18 protein-coding genes and 1 riboswitch are annotated in these 19,686 nt (G+C 38.2%); of the genes, 7 read left to right on the top strand and 11 right to left on the bottom strand.

What is annotated here, in order from left to right:
• Position 1: 1 nt before the first annotated feature.
• Positions 2–475 (bottom strand): low molecular weight protein-tyrosine-phosphatase, encoded by a 474-nt coding sequence (locus ACH0CI_RS23460; RefSeq protein ID WP_335708328.1) that lies wholly within the window; start codon positions 473–475, stop codon positions 2–4.
• A 176-nt stretch (positions 476–651) separates the two neighbouring features.
• Between ACH0CI_RS23460 and ACH0CI_RS23455 the strand changes: the two genes are divergently transcribed.
• Positions 652–879, top strand: coding sequence for a DUF1128 domain-containing protein (locus tag ACH0CI_RS23455; protein ID WP_013055127.1), 228 nt, complete (start codon positions 652–654; stop codon positions 877–879).
• A 182-nt stretch (positions 880–1,061) separates the two neighbouring features.
• Positions 1,062–1,163, top strand: a riboswitch (purine riboswitch).
• An 83-nt stretch (positions 1,164–1,246) separates the two neighbouring features.
• The gene (gene ade, locus ACH0CI_RS23450; protein WP_335708327.1) at positions 1,247–2,983 is read left to right on the top strand and encodes an adenine deaminase; all 1,737 of its coding nucleotides are present in this window, start codon (positions 1,247–1,249) and stop codon (positions 2,981–2,983) included.
• 238 nt (positions 2,984–3,221) lie between these two features.
• Here ade and ACH0CI_RS23445 read toward each other — a convergent pair whose 3' ends face one another.
• The 4 genes from ACH0CI_RS23445 to hmpA form a co-directional block, all read right to left on the bottom strand.
• On the bottom strand, positions 3,222–3,968 hold the full coding sequence (locus ACH0CI_RS23445; RefSeq protein ID WP_406902349.1) for a CAP domain-containing protein: 747 nt from the start codon (positions 3,966–3,968) through the stop codon (positions 3,222–3,224).
• Positions 3,969–4,326: 358 nt separating this feature from the next.
• The gene (locus ACH0CI_RS23440; protein WP_335708325.1) at positions 4,327–4,839 is read right to left on the bottom strand and encodes a type 1 glutamine amidotransferase domain-containing protein; all 513 of its coding nucleotides are present in this window, start codon (positions 4,837–4,839) and stop codon (positions 4,327–4,329) included.
• A gap of 143 nt (positions 4,840–4,982) precedes the next feature.
• A complete protein-coding gene (locus tag ACH0CI_RS23435) occupies positions 4,983–6,272 on the bottom strand; it encodes a lysine N(6)-hydroxylase/L-ornithine N(5)-oxygenase family protein (protein WP_406902348.1) in 1,290 nt (429 codons plus the stop codon).
• Between the two features lie 72 nt (positions 6,273–6,344).
• On the bottom strand, positions 6,345–7,526 hold the full coding sequence (gene hmpA, locus ACH0CI_RS23430; RefSeq protein ID WP_335708324.1) for an NO-inducible flavohemoprotein: 1,182 nt from the start codon (positions 7,524–7,526) through the stop codon (positions 6,345–6,347).
• A 216-nt stretch (positions 7,527–7,742) separates the two neighbouring features.
• Between hmpA and ACH0CI_RS23425 the strand changes: the two genes are divergently transcribed.
• Together ACH0CI_RS23425 and ACH0CI_RS23420 are read left to right on the top strand one after the other, a co-directional pair.
• Positions 7,743–8,192 (top strand): Rrf2 family transcriptional regulator, encoded by a 450-nt coding sequence (locus ACH0CI_RS23425; RefSeq protein WP_028410145.1) that lies wholly within the window; start codon positions 7,743–7,745, stop codon positions 8,190–8,192.
• 173 nt (positions 8,193–8,365) lie between these two features.
• The gene (locus ACH0CI_RS23420; RefSeq protein ID WP_016762840.1) at positions 8,366–8,497 is read left to right on the top strand and encodes a YflJ family protein; all 132 of its coding nucleotides are present in this window, start codon (positions 8,366–8,368) and stop codon (positions 8,495–8,497) included.
• A gap of 48 nt (positions 8,498–8,545) precedes the next feature.
• Here the strand turns inward: ACH0CI_RS23420 and ACH0CI_RS23415 are convergent, their stop codons facing one another.
• Both ACH0CI_RS23415 and ACH0CI_RS23410 read right to left on the bottom strand, forming a co-directional pair.
• Positions 8,546–9,631: a nitric oxide synthase oxygenase gene (locus ACH0CI_RS23415; protein ID WP_335707229.1), complete on the bottom strand. Its 1,086-nt coding sequence runs from the start codon at positions 9,629–9,631 to the stop codon at positions 8,546–8,548.
• Positions 9,632–9,730: 99 nt separating this feature from the next.
• Positions 9,731–10,663 carry a D-2-hydroxyacid dehydrogenase gene (locus ACH0CI_RS23410; protein WP_033580734.1) on the bottom strand — a complete coding sequence of 311 codons (933 nt, stop codon included), beginning with the start codon at positions 10,661–10,663 and terminating at the stop codon, positions 9,731–9,733.
• A 261-nt stretch (positions 10,664–10,924) separates the two neighbouring features.
• Between ACH0CI_RS23410 and ACH0CI_RS23405 the strand changes: the two genes are divergently transcribed.
• A complete protein-coding gene (locus tag ACH0CI_RS23405; protein WP_028412463.1) occupies positions 10,925–12,481 on the top strand; it encodes an ABC-F family ATP-binding cassette domain-containing protein in 1,557 nt (518 codons plus the stop codon).
• A gap of 194 nt (positions 12,482–12,675) precedes the next feature.
• On the opposite strand, the gene ACH0CI_RS23400 is transcribed toward ACH0CI_RS23405, so the two are convergent.
• A complete protein-coding gene (locus tag ACH0CI_RS23400; protein ID WP_406902347.1) occupies positions 12,676–13,572 on the bottom strand; it encodes an amidase in 897 nt (298 codons plus the stop codon).
• A gap of 160 nt (positions 13,573–13,732) precedes the next feature.
• Entirely contained in the window at positions 13,733–15,070 is a 1,338-nt protein-coding gene (locus tag ACH0CI_RS23395; RefSeq protein WP_406902346.1) for an ATP-binding protein, read from the bottom strand.
• A gap of 347 nt (positions 15,071–15,417) precedes the next feature.
• On the opposite strand from ACH0CI_RS23395, the gene msrA reads away from it, so the two are divergent.
• Positions 15,418–15,933, top strand: coding sequence for a peptide-methionine (S)-S-oxide reductase MsrA (gene msrA, locus ACH0CI_RS23390; RefSeq protein WP_028412466.1), 516 nt, complete (start codon positions 15,418–15,420; stop codon positions 15,931–15,933).
• A gap of 48 nt (positions 15,934–15,981) precedes the next feature.
• Here the strand turns inward: msrA and ACH0CI_RS23385 are convergent, their stop codons facing one another.
• Together ACH0CI_RS23385 and ACH0CI_RS23380 are read right to left on the bottom strand one after the other, a co-directional pair.
• Entirely contained in the window at positions 15,982–17,619 is a 1,638-nt protein-coding gene (locus ACH0CI_RS23385) for a family 14 glycosylhydrolase (RefSeq protein WP_033580731.1), read from the bottom strand.
• 104 nt (positions 17,620–17,723) lie between these two features.
• Positions 17,724–18,878 (bottom strand): endonuclease, encoded by a 1,155-nt coding sequence (locus ACH0CI_RS23380; protein ID WP_335707234.1) that lies wholly within the window; start codon positions 18,876–18,878, stop codon positions 17,724–17,726.
• A 287-nt stretch (positions 18,879–19,165) separates the two neighbouring features.
• Here ACH0CI_RS23380 and ACH0CI_RS23375 point away from each other — a divergent pair, with 287 nt between their 5' ends.
• Positions 19,166–19,642, top strand: coding sequence for a hypothetical protein (locus ACH0CI_RS23375; protein WP_028412469.1), 477 nt, complete (start codon positions 19,166–19,168; stop codon positions 19,640–19,642).
• Positions 19,643–19,686 lie beyond the last annotated feature (44 nt).

Here is a 19,686-nt window from a genome sequence, read left to right as displayed (position 1 = left end):
CTTATTCCGAGAAATGCTTCTCTATAATTTCGTCTAAAAGCGCCTTGCATCCTCCTTGAACTAAGTCATATACTTCGTCAAAATTTCCCGTGAAATAAGGATCAGGCACATCTTCAATATGTAAACCAGGCACAAAATCCAAAAGTCTTGCAATATAACCTGTTTTAGTATGTCCAGCCATTCTTCTCAGATTTCCTACATTTTCGACATCCATTCCAATAATATAATGAAATTTAGCTACATCCTCTTGAATCACTTGTCTTGCTGTTTGCCCTTTAAAATCAATGTTGTTTTTCGTTAAAATAGATTGTGTCCCTTCATGAGGAGGATTTCCTTTGTGCCAGCCTCCTGTGCCTGCAGAATCTACGTGAATTTGTCCTTGTAGCCCTTTTTTCTTCACCATATCTTTAAAGACCGCTTCTGCCATGGGTGAACGACAAATATTTCCCAAACAAACGAATAATACGTTAATCATAGTCTCGACTCCTTTCCCTTATTACAAACATTATATACAATCATTTTTAAACTAAAAAATAGTTTTCTTTTATTTATATCGTTTCCACTCTTCTGTGGATAAGAACCTGACATAAAAGTGTTCACACGATAAAAACATGTTACAATAAAAAAAACGCAACTGGAAGGATGAACAAAGTGGATTTATCAGTAAAATCTCCAGAGAATATTAAACATATGGTCGATAGCATTAGTGAAAAATTGCGCATGCTAAATATCGGAGCAATTAAAGCCGAAGCTTTTGACGAAGAAATGTATGAAGACTTAAAGTACTTATACGATATGGTAATGAGAAAAGATTCTTTTAGCCCAAGTGAAATGCAAGCGATCGCGGAAGAATTAGGTACACTGCGTAAACAAGCTTAATGACATCTCCGTCAATGACTAATAGCCATTGACGGTTTTTTCTACATTTTTTTCTATACATGAATGCTGCACCTTTTAGCGAGCAAATAAGAGTTAAATCGTTTACATACACATAGATGAAATATTCCCAAAAATCTTTCTTTTTTATTAGGAATTGACGTTTTTATTATTTGTCTATAGAATGTATCGAAATACCTAAAGCTCGTATAGTCTTGGAAATAGGGTCCAAGAGTTTCTACCGAACTACCGTAAATAGTTGGACTACGAGGGTTGAACATCATTCATACTGCATTTTTATTCTTCTTTATGTTCTCCCTTACATAGTCCTTCATTGTTATTCAGTTATACAATGAGAGGAGTCACATTCATGTCAAATACAAAAACAACATTAAAAAAACAGCTTGCTGTTGCCAATAAAAAAATACCTGCAGATCTTGTAGTGAAAAACGGGAAAATTATCGATGTCTTTACGCTTTCCATCATTGAAGCTGATATTGCGATTGCTGATGGAGTGATTGTTGGAATAGGTCAATACGATGGAAATAACGTCGTTGATGCAAAAGGAAAATACATTTCGCCTACGTTCATTGATGGACACGTTCACATTGAATCATCAATGGTTACACCTAAAGAGTTCTCAAAACTTCTTGTACCTAGAGGCGTCACAACTGTCGTAACGGATCCTCATGAAATTGCGAATGTTTCAGGGAAATCTGGTATTGAGTTTATGCTTCAAAACTCGGACTCCATTCCTTTAGACGTATTTGTGAACTTACCTTCAAGCGTGCCAGCAACTCCTTTTGAAAGCTCTGGAGCCATCTTAAAAGCAGCTGACTTAGCGCCATTTTTCTCTCACTCTCGCGTGCTTGGATTAGCAGAAGTAATGGATTTCCCTGCTGTTCGAGATGGAGATGACGATATGCTCGATAAATTACAAGCAGCTAACGATGCAAACGGCGTAATTGATGGGCACGGCTCAGGGCTAGATGCCACGGGCGTTAACATTTATCGTACCGCTAATATTTCAACAGATCATGAATGCGTAACAGCAGAAGAAGCAATTGAACGTATTCAGCGCGGGATGTATGTTCTAATCCGCCAAGGTTCTGTTGCTAAAGATTTGAAACAATTGTTACCTGCTGTAAATGAACGCAACGCGCGCAGATTTTTATTCTGTACCGATGACAAACATCTAGATGATTTATTAACGGAAGGCTCTATTGATTACAATGTTCGTTTTGCTATTGAACTCGGGCTGGATCCGTTAATTGCGATTCAAATGGCTTCATTAAATGCCGCTGAATGCTACGGGTTAAAAGATAGAGGTGCGGTTGCTCCTGGTTACAAAGCTGATTTTATTCTGTTGGACGACTTAACCGATATATCTGCAGCACATGTTTATCAAAACGGAGAGCTCATTGCTGAAAATGGAGAGATGCTGTCTGTGCAAGAAGAACAAATTGATCTGCCAACAGAACTAATGAATTCTGTTCATTTGAAAGAGTTTTCTATTAACAAACTTACGATACCACTTCAGCACAATCGGGCTAATATTATTGAAATTAATCCAAACAGCCTGCTTACAAATCATATTGTAGAAGAAGTTCACGTGAAGCAAAACGAATTTCAGCCTTCTGTAGAAAACGATCAGCTGAAAATGGCTGTTGTTGAGCGCCATCATTTAACAGGGAATATTGGTCTTGGGATCGTAAAAGGCTTTCAGTTAAAAGACGGAGCGATCGCTACTACGATTGCTCACGATTCACATAATATCGTAGCCGTAGGAACAAATGATGAGGATTTAGCAAAAGCAATTGCGGCAATTGAAGAAATCGGCGGAGGTATTGTTATTGTAAAAGATAATGAAGTGATTGGTTCCCTCCCTCTTTCCATCGGAGGGTTAATGTCACCTCACCCTTACAATGAAGTAAATAGCTTACTTAAGCAGCTTCACGGGGCTCTTCATGAGCTTGATATTTCACAGAAATTCAACCCGCTGCTGACGTTATCTTTCTTAAGCTTGCCCGTTATCCCATGTCTAAAATTAACCGACAAAGGATTATTTAACGTAAAAGAATTCAAGCATATCCCCGTTCAAGCATAAAACAAAAAGGACTCTTTTGAGTCCTTTTTATTTATACCCTTTAGACGGCGTAGTTCGAGTTTTACGATTTTTATAATGACGATATCCTTCTTTTAAAAGGATGGGAAAGACAGCCACTAGAATTTTTTTTAATATACGTCCCAATTTAAGGCACTCCTTTACGTGTTCTTACTTTACTATACCCAAATTGGACAGCTAAAAACGCAAAAAAGAGCAGGTATATCCTGCTCTTTTTGTATTACTTACCGATAAATTGTTGAGTCCAGTACGTAGTATCACCTTTTACGTATCCAACACCAATTTCAGTGAAATCAGGGTTTAGAATATTTTTGCGGTGACCGTCACTATTCATCCAAGCATTCATTACATCTTCAGGAGATTGCTGACCTTTTGCAATGTTTTCACCTGCAGTTGTATATTCAATGCCGAATTGTTTCATCATATCAAATGGTGAACCATATGTTGGTGAATTGTGGTCAAAGTACCCTTTGTCCATCATATCTTTTGATTTAGTGCGCGCAACGTCACTTAATTTTTTGTTAAGTGTTAAAGGCTTTAAACCTTGTTTTTGACGTTCTTGGTTTACTAAATCTACTACTTTTTGTTCAAATTGACTAGCATCTTTTGTTTGTTCTGCTTTATCAGTATTTTCTGATTGTTGAGCTTTTGTGTTTTGCTGTGTTTGCTCAGGAGTTTTTGCCTCCTCACTTTGCTCTGGTGCTTTTGCTTGTTCCTGTGGAGCTGCTTGAGCTTGATCTGGTGCTTGTGTTTCTTGCTGTGGAGCTGCTGCTTGAGCAGATTGTCCTTGAGCGTTAAATTTCTTTAATAGCTCGTCTACATTTATATTTTGTGCTGCTTGAGCATCTTTAATGGTAATTTGTTTTGGAGTGTTGCAATCAGGAGCTGCTGCATTTGCTTGTCCTGCTGTTAGTAATCCTAATGATACGGCACCTGCGACAGTGGCAATACGAAACCTTTTCTTCATGTTTGAAATCCTCCTATGTGATAATAAAGTTTTTTGTAAAACCGCAACGCATCTAAGCTTGTAGCAAGCCAACCTCGTGATGCATCCTCATTGTTGCACGAAAACTATGAAACTCGCAACGTCTTTTAAGCTACCAAAATTATACTCACACTTATGTAAAAAATATTTCGATTATATTACGCGACTTCCAGCTATTGATAGTAAAAGGTTTTCATATACTTTGAAAAACAGCTTCATCCAACGCGGTAATATAACTGTAAATTCCTCGTCAAAAACGTTACATACAAAAAAGGCGACAACAGAGTGGTAAACCACCCTATTATCGCCTTTTACAGAAAGTTTTACTAATATTATTTACTTATTTTAAGATGTTTACTGATTCACGTACGAATGCTTCCATATCATCTGGTGTACGGCTTGTAACTAGTTGATTACCGCATACCACAACTTCTTTATCATGGAAGTTTGCGCCTGCATTTTTCAAATCAACAGCAATTGATTTGAAACCAGTTACGTCACGTCCTTTTAATGTTTCAGCATTGATTAGCAGCTGTGGCCCGTGACAAATAGCCATCACCGGTTTGCCTTCATCCATAAATGATTTTGTAAAAGCTACGACTTGATCGTCCGCACGCAAGATATCTGGTGAGAAGCCTCCCGGTAAAAACAATGCGTCAAAATCTTCTGGTTTTACATCGGCAATTGCTTTATCAATTGTTAATGTTGTTTCGCCTTGTTTACCTGTTACTTCGCCTGTTTTCACATCGATTTTTGTTAGCGTATGGCCTTCTTCTTCAAAGGCTTTGGCTGGATCTGTATATTCCACATCTTCAAATAAATCTGTTACTAATACTGCAATTTTCTTACTCATTCTAAGCAACTCCTTAATTGATTTGTGTACTAATGTTCTATAAATAAAATACCCGTACACTATTCTTTTAAACATGGTTTATGAGTAAAAAACTTTTCTACAATAATCTAAAAACACAGTGTAGGTTTTTATAAATCAGACATTCAAAACAAATTAAATGTCTGAAACGTCGTCTCTTCTGGAACTGGATACACATCTCTACCTGCAATTACGTTCAGAATACGCTGATTACGCTGAACGGATAAACCAAGATTTGTTGCGCCAGATCCGTGTGAATGTTCAATGTTAGTTAACGTAAAAAAGTGGTGGTTACGGGGTTGTTTAAAGACAAGCCGGTAATCTTTTGTGACGTTGAAACGCTTGTCATCTTCCCATTCGATATCATCTTTTATTCGTTCGATGAACGGCGAAATCTTTGGCTTATAGCCCGTGGATAATATCAAACGATCCGCTTCGTATTGAAAAGAGCGATCAGCCTTTAATTGTTTGCACTCCAGCTCATATCCATTTGCTTTTTTATGAATATCACTTACTTCAGTCGAAGCTTGAATCGTAACGGGTACTCTTCCTTTAAGTGAACGATGATAGAGTAAATCATAGATTTTCGTTAAGGTAGAAGATTCAATTCCGTGACGTAGGGGGGTTAAATCTTCTACCGTGCTTGTACGTTCCTCAAAAGCCAGCGAATGAAAGTAATCTACATAGTCTGGCGAAAATAACTCTTGAGCAAGCTTGGATTGATCAAGCTGAAAAAAATTAGAGGATCTTGTAAACCATGTAAGGTGGTAATGATGTTCAGTCTGTTCTTCTAGTAAATCCAGAAAAATCTCGGCAGCACTTTGCCCTGAACCAACGATCGTTACATGCTTTCCTTTTTGAATCTCTTCTTTTTTATGTAAATAGCCGCTGCTGTGTAAAATATGCTCATTTAGCTTTTCTTCAAAAGCCGGAGGCACAAGTGGAATGCTTCCTGTTCCCATTACAACGTGTTTAGCATTTACCGTTTGAATTCCCTCAGGTGTTTCTACCTTTACTTCATAATACTCTTCTTCATTTTTTGGTATCACGTCCACAACTTTTGAAGAAAAGTGGCAGGAAGATAGCTGCTCCGCTACCCATTTCGCGTACTCGTTGTATTCTTGACGCGGAATGTCAAAACGATTAAAGAAAAAGAACGGATACAAGCGCTTTTGCTTGTGAATATAATTTAGAAAAGAATAGGGGCTTGTTGGATCTGCAAATGTAACTAAGTCTGCTAGAAACGGAATCTGCAAGTCCGTGCCGTCAATTAACATGCCCGGATGCCATTCAAATTTCTCTTCTTTATCAAAGAAGACTGCATCAATTTCATCAAGAGGCTCAGCAAGGGCCGCTAAGCCTAAGTTAAAAGGTCCTATTCCTATTCCCACCATGTCATACTGCTTATTTGTCATCTTTAAACTCCCTTTCATAAAAAAAGCTAACAGTATTGTCTACTGTTAGCTTTTTACCCTTTTTCCATACATTTATGCGGAAGGAGTCATACTCATTTTCGGGCCAAACGATTCATACATGATATTTTCTTGGGAAATACCCATTTCATCTAGGCCTTCTAACACCATTTGCGTAAATGAAGAAGATCCACAAACATAATAATATGCATGTTTATCGCCGGCATATTTAGCTAGCTCTTTTTTAGTTAAGCGACCATACGTTATGTTTTCATCATGCTGATCTGTTTGCGCTTGACTATAGAAAACGTGTTGTTCAAACGTATATTTCTCTGACAACGATTGAAGCTCTCGTTTCATTGCATGAAACTGCTCATTTTTAGCACTGTGAATAAATGTTACTTCTTGATTGTTTTCCAATGCTTGATGAAGCATTGACATCATTGGAGTAATCCCTACACCTCCGCTGATAAATACTGATTTATTATTTTCTTTTAAGACAAAGTCTCCTGCTGGAACGCTGACTTCAAGCAAGTCTCCTTCTTTCAATTGATCATGTAAATAAGTTGACACAACCCCGTCTTCCATTTGTTTTTCTCGTTTTACGGTAATTTTATAGTATGGCTGGTTTGGATAGCCAGATAAGCTGTACTGGCGAATAGATAAATACTCTTGACCAGGAATTCGTACACTCACATACTGACCTGGTAGAAAAGCAGGCAGCGCTTTTTGATCAGGTGATACTAAATAAAACGAGTACACGTCTTCTGCTTCTTTTACTTTTTTATGAACCATTAATTTTTTATAATCTTTCCATCCTTTTTCTTCGGCTTCTTCATATAACTCTTGCTCCACACTTATGAATACGTCTGCAATGGCACCGTAAGCTTCTTTCCAAGCTTCCATAATCTCATCGGTCGCAGCTTCTTTTAAAACATCTTTAATTGCCTTTAATAAGAACTCGCCGACAATTGGATAGTGCTCTGCTTTCACGCCGATACTACGATGTTTATGGGCGATTTGCTTCACAACTGGAAGCAGCGTTTCAAGCCGATCGATGTACTGCGCAGCGGCATAAACTGTATTAGCTAACGCCATTTGCTGACGTCCTGTTTTTTGATTTGTTTGGTTGAATACATTTTTTAAAGAAGGATACTGTTCAAAAAGCATTTCATAAAAACGAGTTGTGATTGCTTGACCATGCTTTTCTAAAACAGGAACTGTACTTTTTACAATAGAAATAGTTGTTTGTTTCATAACTTTCGCCTCCGAAAGATTCATTTTTAAAAGATATATTTTTAATACATCTTTATAATACTCATATCCTACTTAAAAAGATATATTTTATATACATATTTAAAGAAATGTTCACAAATTCACCCTGTCAAAAATGTGAGCATTCTTTCTGTATTTCTTAGATATAGACATGCTATTATAGATATATCAGCTGCTGATAAGAGAAGAGGTAAAAAGATGAGGCTCACACAATATACAGATTACTCACTGCGAGTTTTATTATATTTAGGCGTTCGCGATAATAATAAACTAAGCAATATAAAAGAAATTGCTGAAGCGTATAATATTTCAAAGAACCATCTTATGAAAATCATTCACGAACTTGGAAAACTTGGCTTAATTGAAACGATCCGAGGACGAAACGGCGGTATTCGTTTAGCTCAGCTTCCAAAAGACATTAATATTGGCAAAGTGGTACGTCAAACTGAAGAAGATTTTCATATTGTTGAATGTTTTGACCGTGAAGGAAACTTCTGCATTATTAGCCCCGTCTGCAAGTTAAAAAGTGTTTTGCATGAAGCCATGCAAGCCTTCATTAAAGTGTTAGATCAGTATACATTAGAAGATCTAATCCAAAATAAAGACGAATTAAACCTCCTCCTTCTATCTCAAAAAAACGAGGAATGAGCAAACTAAAATTTCTCTGAAATCATTCTCGTTTTTTCGACCTTTTTCCCTTTCATCATAAAATAAAAGATGTTACAATGAGGCACGTATTGGAAAGACAAGATGTCTCCATTCGAGCAGACAATGAACCTCATTCTGTTCATCCTAAAAAAATGACGAAAGGGTGTTTGAGTATGCACGTAGGAAGCAAAGGTTGGTATGTTGAGGAACTTAAAAAACGAGGAGTTCGCAACCATGAAGGCCGCAAAGTGGAAAAGTACAAAACATATGTACTTGCTAACTTGCTTGATAAACACAAAAATTAATTAACGTGTAATAAGAGAGTACAAATTTGTACTCTCTTTTTTGTTCATTTAATAAGCTGCGTCTTGATAAAAATAATTTGGTGATAATACTTTATTTTTATAAGGCTTATGAAAAATATGTGTGGTAGCTGGTGAAACCGGTGGGATTAACCATGTCCAGTTCCCAGTCACTTCCCGGCCATTTTTTTGTTCTCTTTCTTCAAACAAGTGAAATTGCTGAGCAGCCGTATGATGATCTACAATGCTAACACCTTCTCGTTTAAAAGAAGAAAGCACCGCAACGTTTAATTCAATAAGAGCTTTGTCCTTCCAAAGCGTCGCGTTGTAATCCATATTCAATCCCATCATAGAAGCTATTTTTGGAAGTTGATTATAGCGATACGTATCCGCCAAATTTCGGGCACCAATTTCAGTCCCCATGTACCATCCATTAAATGGTGCTGCGACGTAATCAATCCCTCCAATTTCTAGCTTCATATCTGAAATCATCGGGACAGCGTACCATTTTAACTGTAAGTCTTCAAATTCAGGAAGTTCTGGATGCGTAATAGCTACTTCTGTCACTAAATGTTTTGGAATCTCAAACCATCGAGGTGACGCTTCATTAACTTGCAGGACCAGAGGAAGAACATCGAAGTGAGTTTTCTCACCTTCCCACCCCAGCTTTTGGCAAACTTCCGTGAACGCAACAGAATCAGGATCTCCTATCACGCCATATTCCGTCTCGTACCCAGCATAGCGGATTAGCTGATGATTCCAGATTCTAATCGGTTCTTTTGCTTGCGTTTTCGGTTTAAACACCGTAATAGTAGGCCGGATTTTCCCGTCATTTGTTGCATATTCAATATGGTGAAAAAGAGCGTCTCTTACCTCTTCAACTGTGCTCACCTCTCGCTTATCAAATACATTGAGCGATTGCCAAAATAGTCGTCCGATACATTTATTGCTGTTTCTCCAAGCCATGCGAGCTCCGTGCTCTAACTCTTCAAATGTATGATCATAATGTCCGAGTGACATAATTTGCTGATGAATTTCTTTTAATCGCCTGTTTTTGTCCGCTTCGCTTTTTTCAAGTTCAGCGTAACACGTCTCTATAAATATACGTGCTTGTTCAAATAATTCTTCTTGCTTCAACGTTTGTTCCCCCCTAGAAGAACAGATTTCATTCTTTTCGTCCAAGAAAAGCAAGTTTCAGTATACCATCCTCATAGCGGAAACGCGCATCATAATGCTTTAATAACCTCTTTCAATATTAACCAAGTTAGAAGGCAATTCGCCTTGCTCAACTTTTTGCAGCGTTTCAACAAAGCACTCTACGGCTTCTGCAGGCGTAGTCACCGCCGAAATATGAGGTGTTATGATGATATGTGAATGATTCCACCAAAAAGATTCTTTCGTTAACGGCTCACGTTCAAATACGTCTATGTATGCTTTTCGAATACGCTTTTGCTCAATAGCCCCTACTAACGCATTTTCATCTACAGTTGCACCTCGTCCAACATTTATAAAGTATGCATTCTCAACTAAATTCATCCATTTTTGGTCAAAGTAGCTTTTTGTTTCATTCGTTAGCGGCATTGTACTAATAATCCAATCAGCTTCTTTTAGCAAGTCTCTCTCATTTGAAATCGAGACTACTTGATCAAATGACGGCTTTTCATTTCCACTTTTAGATACTCCTATCACTCGTACACCAAAAGATTTTAAAACGGTTGCAAGACGTCCGCCGATTTCACCTGTTCCATAAATGATGACCGTTTGAGCAGAAAGCTGCTGAGGCTCTACCGCTTTCCACCGCTTTTGTTTTTGCTGATGCTGAAACTGTGCGTGGTGTTGAAGTTCAGCTAGCATATAGCTAAGACAATATTCACTGATCCGCTGACCAAATGAACAAACCGTACGTGTTAACATCACGCTCTTTTTCCAATCCGCACTTTCTAAGAACCGATCAACTCCTGCACCGAGAGAATGAATCCATTTGAAGCTATGGTCTTTAAAGTAATTCGTTGGACCGAAGGATAAAAGCGCGTCAGCCCAGTTTAAATCTTCCATTGTAACGTCTTGCTCTTCCATAAATCGAAACGTCTGAGACAGCTGCTTTTGTTTGATTATCTCCTCCAGCTCCTTATGCATTCTTCCTGCCACTAGTATCGTATAAATGTTCATTTCTTTTCCTCCTGCCTTTTTATTCTTCTATATACTCTATTTGAATGATTCGATATAACCGTCCCGTCGTCATGAAGGATTTTCTACATTGATATATATAGTATGAATCAAGTGAAAGGAAGACGCGAGTGAATTTTATATGACTTTCAAGGCTGGAAAACTCATATGGATTTATGTATATAAGTTCGCTATAATCGTTATGAATCAATTTGTTTATAACGAAACGTACGATAGATATTTTAAAAGAAAAGGTGTGTCAGCATGAGTGTATTAAACGTAAAAAATCTAAGCCATGGTTTTGGTGACCGTGCGATTTTTAACGATGTATCATTTCGATTGTTAAAAGGTGAACACGTCGGCTTGATTGGAGCAAACGGCGAAGGTAAATCAACATTTATGAACATCATTACAGGCAAGCTAGAACCGGATGCGGGAAAAGTAGAATGGTCTAAAAAAGTGCGCGTTGGCTATTTAGATCAGCACACGGCATTAGAGCGCGGCCTTTCTATTCGTGATGTACTAAAAAGTGCTTTTCAATATTTATTTGATTTAGAAGCTCAAATGAATGGCCTCTATGAGAAAATGGCGGATGTATCACCAGAAGAACTCGAAAAACTATTAGAAGAAGTCGGTACGCTTCAAGACCTCTTAACAAACAATGACTTTTACGTTATCGATGCAAAAGTCGAAGAAATTGCACGCGGATTAGGATTAGAAGATATCGGCTTAGATCGTGACGTACAGGATTTAAGTGGCGGACAGCGTACAAAAGTATTGCTAGCCAAACTATTGCTTGAAAAACCAGAAATTCTTTTACTTGATGAGCCTACAAACTACTTGGATGAACAGCATATTGAGTGGCTACGACGCTACTTGCAAGAATATGAAAATGCCTTTATTTTAATTTCTCACGATCTTCCATTTTTAAATAGCGTGATCAATTTAATTTATCATATGGAAAACCAAGAGTTAAATCGCTATGTAGGAGACTACGACGATTTTATGAAAGTATATGAGATGAAAAAACAGCAGCTTGAAGCAGCTTATAAAAAACAACAGCAAGAAATGGCAGATTTAAAAGATTTCGTAGCGAGAAACAAAGCGCGCGTGTCGACACGAAATATGGCCATGTCCCGTCAAAAAAAGCTGGATAAAATGGAAGTAATTGAACTAGCTCAAGAGCGTCCAAAACCAGAGTTTAACTTTAAGAGTGCTCGTACTTCAAGCAAATTAATTTTTGAAACATCTGATTTAGTCATTGGATACGAAGAGCCGCTTTCTAAGCCACTGAATCTAAAAATGGAGCGAGGTCAAAAGATTGCCCTTGTAGGAGCAAATGGAATCGGGAAAACAACTCTTTTAAAAAGTATTCTAGGAGAAATCAAACCGATTTCAGGCTCTGTAGAAAAAGGCGATTACCAGCATATTGGCTATTTCGAACAAGAAGTTAAATCAGCTAACTACAATACGTGTATTGAAGAAGCATGGAACGAGTTTCCTCACTTTACCCAATATGAAATTCGTGCAGCGTTAGCTAAATGCGGCTTAACAACCAAACATATTGAAAGTAAAGTAGAAGTTCTAAGCGGTGGAGAAAAAGCAAAAGTCCGTCTATGTAAGCTGATTAACAATGAAACCAACATTCTTGTACTGGATGAGCCTACAAACCACTTGGATGTAGATGCGAAAGATGAATTAAAACGAGCTTTAAAAGAATACAAAGGAAGTATCTTAATTATTTGTCACGAACCTGAATTTTATCAAGATGTAGTCACAGACGTGTGGAACTGCGAATCTTGGACGACTAAATTATTTTAAAAAAACGGGTTAAAAGAGGCATATCTTTTAGAAAAAGTGGGAATGATAAGATTAAGTTCCCCCCCTTTGTGTGAGTAGCCATTTTTTAAATGGTTACTTTTTTTATGTATAGTCCTTTAATAAAATGGCTATATTGTATCTATACTCCCTAAACCCAAAAAGACCGCTGCAGTGATGCAGCGGTCTTTTCGTTGTCATGGTTTCATCTGTAGCCAGCTATCAAAATGATGAACAGCTATACTGCTTGGAGGGTTTTTAGCTTGACACTTCGTAAGCAACTTACCCAGCTCTTGCATCATCTTTTCTTCTCCTTTAGCAGAAAAAGAAATGTATTCCCCTTCATCTGAAGCCATCGTTTCTACCCCTATTTCAATCGGAGTGGATAGTACACGTCCCCACTTGCGTTCATTTTGCGTTATGTCAGCAATACCGTCTTCTTTATCTGCATGGTTTCGGTACGACATAATTGTGACTTCATCAGCGTACTGAATAATCCAATGCCCCAGCGAACCGGAACCGTTGCTATTTTTGAATGGAACTTCGTCAAACCAAAACGGTATATCTACAGCAAGCGGCAAGTGTAACTGACGAGACTGTACTGCAGCTTGAGAAATAACATATTGATACTGCAGAATACTTTTCGCTCGATTATTTTTCCAGCTTTTATACAAATACGGCTCTATATCTAAATGAACCCCTGAAAATTGCTGTTGTTCTTCCGCTTCTGCTTGGTAAGCTGTTATCCAATTAAAAAATGCGTCTTGCTCTTCTATACCAGAAGGCCCTATCCAAGAAGGAGCGCCGTCAAGTGCGTAGACATCTATACCCTGGACTTGCGCTTGTTGGATAAAATGCCTATATACAGAAGGTGAAAGATGAGCGTCAATTTGTAAATAAACCTTTGTCACCTTTTTTTCTTTAAGTTTTTCACGGATAGCTTCTTGGTCCAACATCCATTTCTTTGTATCCCACACCCACGTCGACAGCGGTATATTCATCTCTGCATTCACCTTTGATCCACATCCTGTTCCTTTCCCCATATTAAACAGCCATACAACCACCAGAAAAATAAGAACGCACTTGCTTTTCACACTCTATTTCCTCCTTTATACGAGCCAGAACTCATATAAAGAGAGTCTGGCAGCTTGGCAACTTTATGGTGAATTTCTCCCTTAGATCTGTAGCTTTCAGCAAACTCTCCCTTATCAATTTTTTCAGCCTAATCTTTATTTGTTCTAGCGGTTGCTTGATTTACTTCCCTGTATCTTTCTTATGGAATAAATATGCCTGCTTTGGATGGTTTGGCTGATTTGGATATTTCAACTGTAATTGTCCTTTTCGTAATAGCTTTGTTAAATAATTATTACGTACTCCATCCGGCGTTCTTTCTAGTAAATAAGCAAACTCTTTAAGCATGAGCGGTTTTTCTTTGCATAATTCAAGAATAATATGCTCCATCTGATTAGGCGAAAGCCGTTTTTTTTCACGAGCCAGCGCTGCAATATCCCATAGCTTCGTATCAATATCCTCACCATTCACTGAATTAGAAGAACCATCTTCCGATTCTTTATTATAGGAGCTTTGATAAATATTATAGGAGTAATCATCTTTATTATATGAGTTAAGTTCACTATTATAGTAGTTTTCTTCTTTATTATAGGAGTTATTGTCGTTATTACATGAGTTTAACTCCTCTAATAAATCTTTATTATAAGAGTCTTTATTTTTATTATAGGAGTTATTTTCGACATTGTTTTCAGGTATGTCTTGATATTTTTCGACACTTTTAAAATTATTTCCCAAATCAGTTACAGACGTATGATAAGTGTCTTTTTCAGAAGAACTAATCTGTCTTTCTTGAGTGGACAGAGATAACGTGACTACCGTACGATGCATAGAAACATCTTGATCAACAGAAGGCTTTTTATAATGATGCAAGCTCCAGTTTTGCTTCACTTTTTTCAAGCCAGAGCCCGAACGTTCACATAGCCCTAGTAAACTGAATAGCTTAACGATATTCGGGTTTCGAAGCTGAATAACGGTTTTACTAAAAACTGAATCTGTAGGTACTAACAAAAGACCTGGATTAGAAAAAACGTAATGAGAAGGTTGCTTTTCTAAAATAACGCCGCCCTCGCCATTATAATCTGCATGAATAAGCATATTGATTAAAACTTCTGTTAAAGAGGAAGCGATTGACGACTGGGGTTCGCTAGTGCGAACAATTTCATGAATATGGAAATAAAAATCGAAAATATTTCCTGACCACGTCCCGTCTTGAGAGGTAAAACGCTCTGTCCATTCTTCATTCCCTTTACTTTCCCGGTATTCTAAAAAGTATTGTGGTAAAACTTCTGTGATAATCCGTTCTTCACTGAATAAAAGCAGGCCTGCGAGCGTAACTCCTTCTTTATGGGTATCTCTTACCTTTCCCCATGCTCCTACTTTGTATAAAAACTCTTTTGTTTCAAGCGCATTCCAAGGATGAGCTGGTTTTACTTCAGCAAATCGATCCCGGTAGCTTTTGATCGTATCAAAATTTAATTCATTTAATCCATAGTGCTCTAGGATGAGATTATCTTGTAACATATTCAACTCTCCTATTATCTTTGTATATTTATTTAACAGCGCGAATATGCTGTTTCTTACCTCTTGTTACTAACGTACTAACTTTATTTATCTAGATGCCGCATAGATCCTGCTTCTGCCGCCTAATCTCTGCTACATCGATATATACACCTCATCTATTCTATCATTTTTTCTTTCTTCTCTCCTGCATTTTTCAATCTTCAACATAGCCGAGTTTATTGTGTAAAAGCTGTGGATATTTATCTTTATCCACAGCTTTTACACAACCTACAAACCCTTTTCTAGCTGTTTCAATATAAATTTGTTATAATACCCTTCATAACAACGGATTAAGTGAGGGATTACGTATGGAAAAAGCTACATTTGCAGGTGGATGTTTCTGGTGTATGGTTACACCATTTGAAGAGCTAGAAGGTATTCACGGCATTGTATCAGGATATATGGGGGGAACTGTGGATAACCCTACCTATGAGCAAGTAAAATCTGGCACAAGCGGTTATTACGAAGTGGTTCAAATCACATTTGACCCTGAAGTGTTTCCGTATAAACGTTTGTTAGATCTTTATTGGCCGCAAATTGATCCAACAGATGATGGAGGTCAATTCCAAGATCGAGGCTCGCAGTATCGAACAGCAATTTTTTACCATAACGATAGCCAAAAGCAGGAAGCTGAAGAGACAAAGCTAGAGGTCGCAAAAAGCGGACGTTTTAAAAAACCAATCGTGACAAGCATCCTTCCTGCCTCTGCGTTTTATGAAGCGGAAGAGTATCACCAAGATTTCCACAAGAAAAATCCAAAGCATTATAAAGAAGACCGCGCTAAGTCTGGTCGAGATGAGTTTATTCAAGCGAACTGGAAATAATTCTTATGTTCGAAACAAAGCCGCATAGCGTTTGCTATGCGGCTTTGTTTACCAATTATCTGTATAAGTTGCTGTTGTTGACGGCACGCTCCAATATTGCTGCGAAGGCTGCCATGCTTTTAACGAGCCATCAGCTCTCTTCACAATTGCTTTAAATTGAACATTTTGACTCGCAGGAAAATAGACGGTGCCTCTCCAATCGGCTGTAGATGAATTATATGTTAATTTAATTGGATAAAGGGACGTATCCCACTGACCTAGCTCAGCTCTGTCTCCAACAATATAAACCGTTTCTCCTACCGCAGTTGGCGCATTTTTTACTACAACCGTTTGCGCAACTGGTGTAACGCCCAGCGTATTTTTAAATTGCCCCATCAGCGTATCATTGTTAATCACATCGTAGAAACGAAGCAAAGTAAATCCTGCAAAATTATAGTTAAAGGCCATTTCAGCTGCTTTTTTATATTGATCTTCACTGCCTATAGTTAGAGCATTTTCCCCGTTTAAAACAATTCCTTTTGCATTCGCAATACCTGCTACTTGGCGTACAAGCGTCTTTGGCATAGAATATTCGGGATAACTTCCGCTGTCCGTCATTTCTAAGCACGTAAACGTTATATCTAATTTAGCTGTTTTAAAAGCGTCTAAAAGCGCATTGTAATCATTATATCCAGCAGGTTTTTCTGCAGCATGAGGAATCGTCGGATTATTATACTGCCAATGAATTCCCGCCACTTTTGCACCGATTGGTACGTTAAAGGTGGCATCAAAAGCCTGATGAGCTAACTGTCCAATACGTTTTGTGTGATCTTCCAAAGCTCCTTGATACCATGCTAAGAAATCTTTTCCATAAGCTGTTGAATAACCATCTTTTAAGAACTGATAGCCATCTGATGGCGGTAAAATTTGCGATGCAGAGGTTAAATTCGTTCCCCATGCCTGATTGACGCCGGCGAGTGAACCGTATTTAGTCAAAGCATATGATTGAAACTTGCTTTTGGCGAAGTTCGTATACACTTGAAATTTTCCTCTAGACGGATAGCCGGTTCCGTCTGCTGCTGTATAGGACGGATAACGAATTTCACCTGCAGGGCCTCCGGATAAATAGATTTTAGCAATCACGTCTTTATAAGGTGCTAACGCTTGCGCAAATGCCGTATAGAGCTCTCCGTATTGCTTCGAAATAACGTCAGTTGCAAGCGGGCTTAGCGTTTCTTTATTTGTCGTACCTGTTTCAGATTTAAAGTAAAGGCTGTCATCACTTTTTAAGTTCCATACCCAAGACGGAAGCGGAACGTTACAATCATCTCCAACATTACCGCCGCACTGATGAGTAGAAATAATAGGAACGATCTTTATACCTGCATTACGAGCAGCTTGAGCAAAGCGCTGAGCATAGGAAAAATCAAACTGCTGATCGCCGTTCTTCTCCATATCTCCCCACCAGAAGTCTACTGTCACCGCATAAAATCCATTTTGTTTCGCTTTGCGTAAATCGTTCTCAAACGCTTCCCATGTTGTATAGTCTGTTACCTTTTTTAAAGGCGCCATTAAGTAGGTTTTGTAACCAGGATTCATTGATTTTCCATCTACGGCAGCCGCTCCATTAAGTGGGTTCAAAATGAAAGCGTTAACAAAAATGAGTACCAAAATAAAAGCCAATCCTTTTTTACATAGCTGTTTCATAGCTTCCCTCCATTTTTTCAAAATCACCTATAGGTATTCGGCGGATTTTAGTTTTTTCCTTTTTCTTTTATAAAAAAAGACGCCCCGCCAGGACGCCTCCTACATTAGTTCCAAATCTCATTCACCCATTCAGGATGGTCAATAAACGGATTGCGGTTATGCTGATAGTCTGAATAAATAATATCATTTCTGCGTCGTTCTCGATCATCTACTGGATCTTCGGCGTTCCATTGAAGAAGCACAGATAATTTCCCATGATAAGGAGCAGTGCCATTATTCACTGTGTCATTAAGTTCTAAGTCAGGCTCATCACTTACATCGCCTTCATAGCGTACGGCCATATAAAACAACATACGAGCCACATCACCTTTTACTTCATCTCGAGGTTCCCATGAATCACTGTCAAAATAATTTCCGAGTGCCTCGCTATGTTCCGTCCCTCCGTTATCAAAATCTAAGTTTCCTCTCGTACCATTTACAGACACATCGGTTGGACGTAAATGATGAAGATCTGTTCCAGGACCCATAGCTGTTCCAAAATCCCCGTGAGACTTTGCCCAGACGTGCTCACGATTCCAATCGTCCACTCCGCCTCCATTTGTACTCTTACTCTGTGAACGCCCCGTATAGAGCAAAATAACGTTATTTGCGTTAGCTGGATCTTCATCCGTTTTCTTTAAAGCTTCCCATACAGCTGAATACGAAAGTTCTGTGTGATGGTCAATAATGTTATGAAGCTCTGTTTTTAAGGTGTTTCCTGTTTTTCCAGCTGCGGTACGATAATAGTCTTCTACTGGAACAGTTGGCTCTGTGGGATCTGGAGTCGGATCAGTTCCTCCTGTTTCTGTACTGATAGAAGTAACTGATTTTATTCCTGGGTGTGAAAAGTAAGGGGTGAGTGTGCCCGTAACAGTAAGACTTTTCCCTTTTAACTCCGAGCGACTTTGAAGTCCAAATGTACTTCGCAAATTTGAAGGAATTTGAACGTATACCATCTTGTCTGTGTTGGTTTCATTTGCACTGTCAGCGAGAGCAAGTGCATAATCGTTTGGGTAATTGCTCGTAATAACTGTAGATGTGCCTGTAGGTTGACCTACTACATATCCTTTAACAGCTTGTACACTATTGTTTTGATTTTCAAGAGCTTGTGACACAGATAAAGATGCCGCTGCTTGACTAACAGGAGTTAAGCTCACTACAAGAGCAAAAACAAGCAGGGACATTACCCATGTTTTTTTACACAGAGCATGTAATCTCACTTTTTTATTCCTCCTTATGATAGGTTTAAAAACTCGTTTCCTTCCACCTCTTTATATTATTTTTTCACTGTGAATTCCCTGCCTGTTTTTTGTTAAGTTTTATAGTGAAAAAGATGTGTTCTTCTTTGCAGTGGCGGCTGCTTTATGCGAAGGGTTATATTTTTAAAAGTCCACACTGGAAAAAGCATTATGTGTCTTTCTTTATATATGGTATAATCAACCGAATCGTAAAAGAGCTTATACCATTTCAGAAAATGAAATGATTTAAATAGAAATGAGGATTGTCTATGCTTAGTTTTGACGAAAAATTAGCTATTATTTCATCGTTTCCAGAGCTGCATCGAAAAGATGTATCTTTAGGACGCGTGAATTTTCATTATGAAGAAAGCGTGTACGATAAAACGGTTGTTGTGCATCATCTGCATCCTAACGGAAATGGATTTGTATATGCAGGTTTTTTAAAAGGATATGAAACAAATGACAAAGGTCTTGTGAATATCCGTGATTACACTGAAGAAGATCTTCGATCAATTATTGAAGCTTCTATTGAATCTTTGTCTACCCTTCCTGATACAGCTAGAGAAGAAGCTATTGTAGGGAATGGAAATGAACAGCGCTGGAACGGCCCAGACAATGCAACGCTTTTACTTGTTCATGAAGATGACCTGTGGAATATTTATTCTGGCTTGAATTTAGAGGCAGCATTTTTATCTTACGAAGAAGCAGAAGATTATTTGTTTGAAGAAGGCTTCCGCCGCCTGTAAATTTACGTCTATACGCAAAAACCTCGCTGTTGATTAACAGCGAG

Origin of the sequence: Priestia sp. 179-F W1.4 NHS, from assembly GCF_045369295.1 — a bacterium.
GTDB classification, from domain to species: domain Bacteria; phylum Bacillota; class Bacilli; order Bacillales; family Bacillaceae_H; genus Priestia; species Priestia zanthoxyli.
The sequence above is the reverse complement of the archived record's forward strand: the minus strand, read 5'-3'. Positions and strand labels throughout refer to the sequence as shown.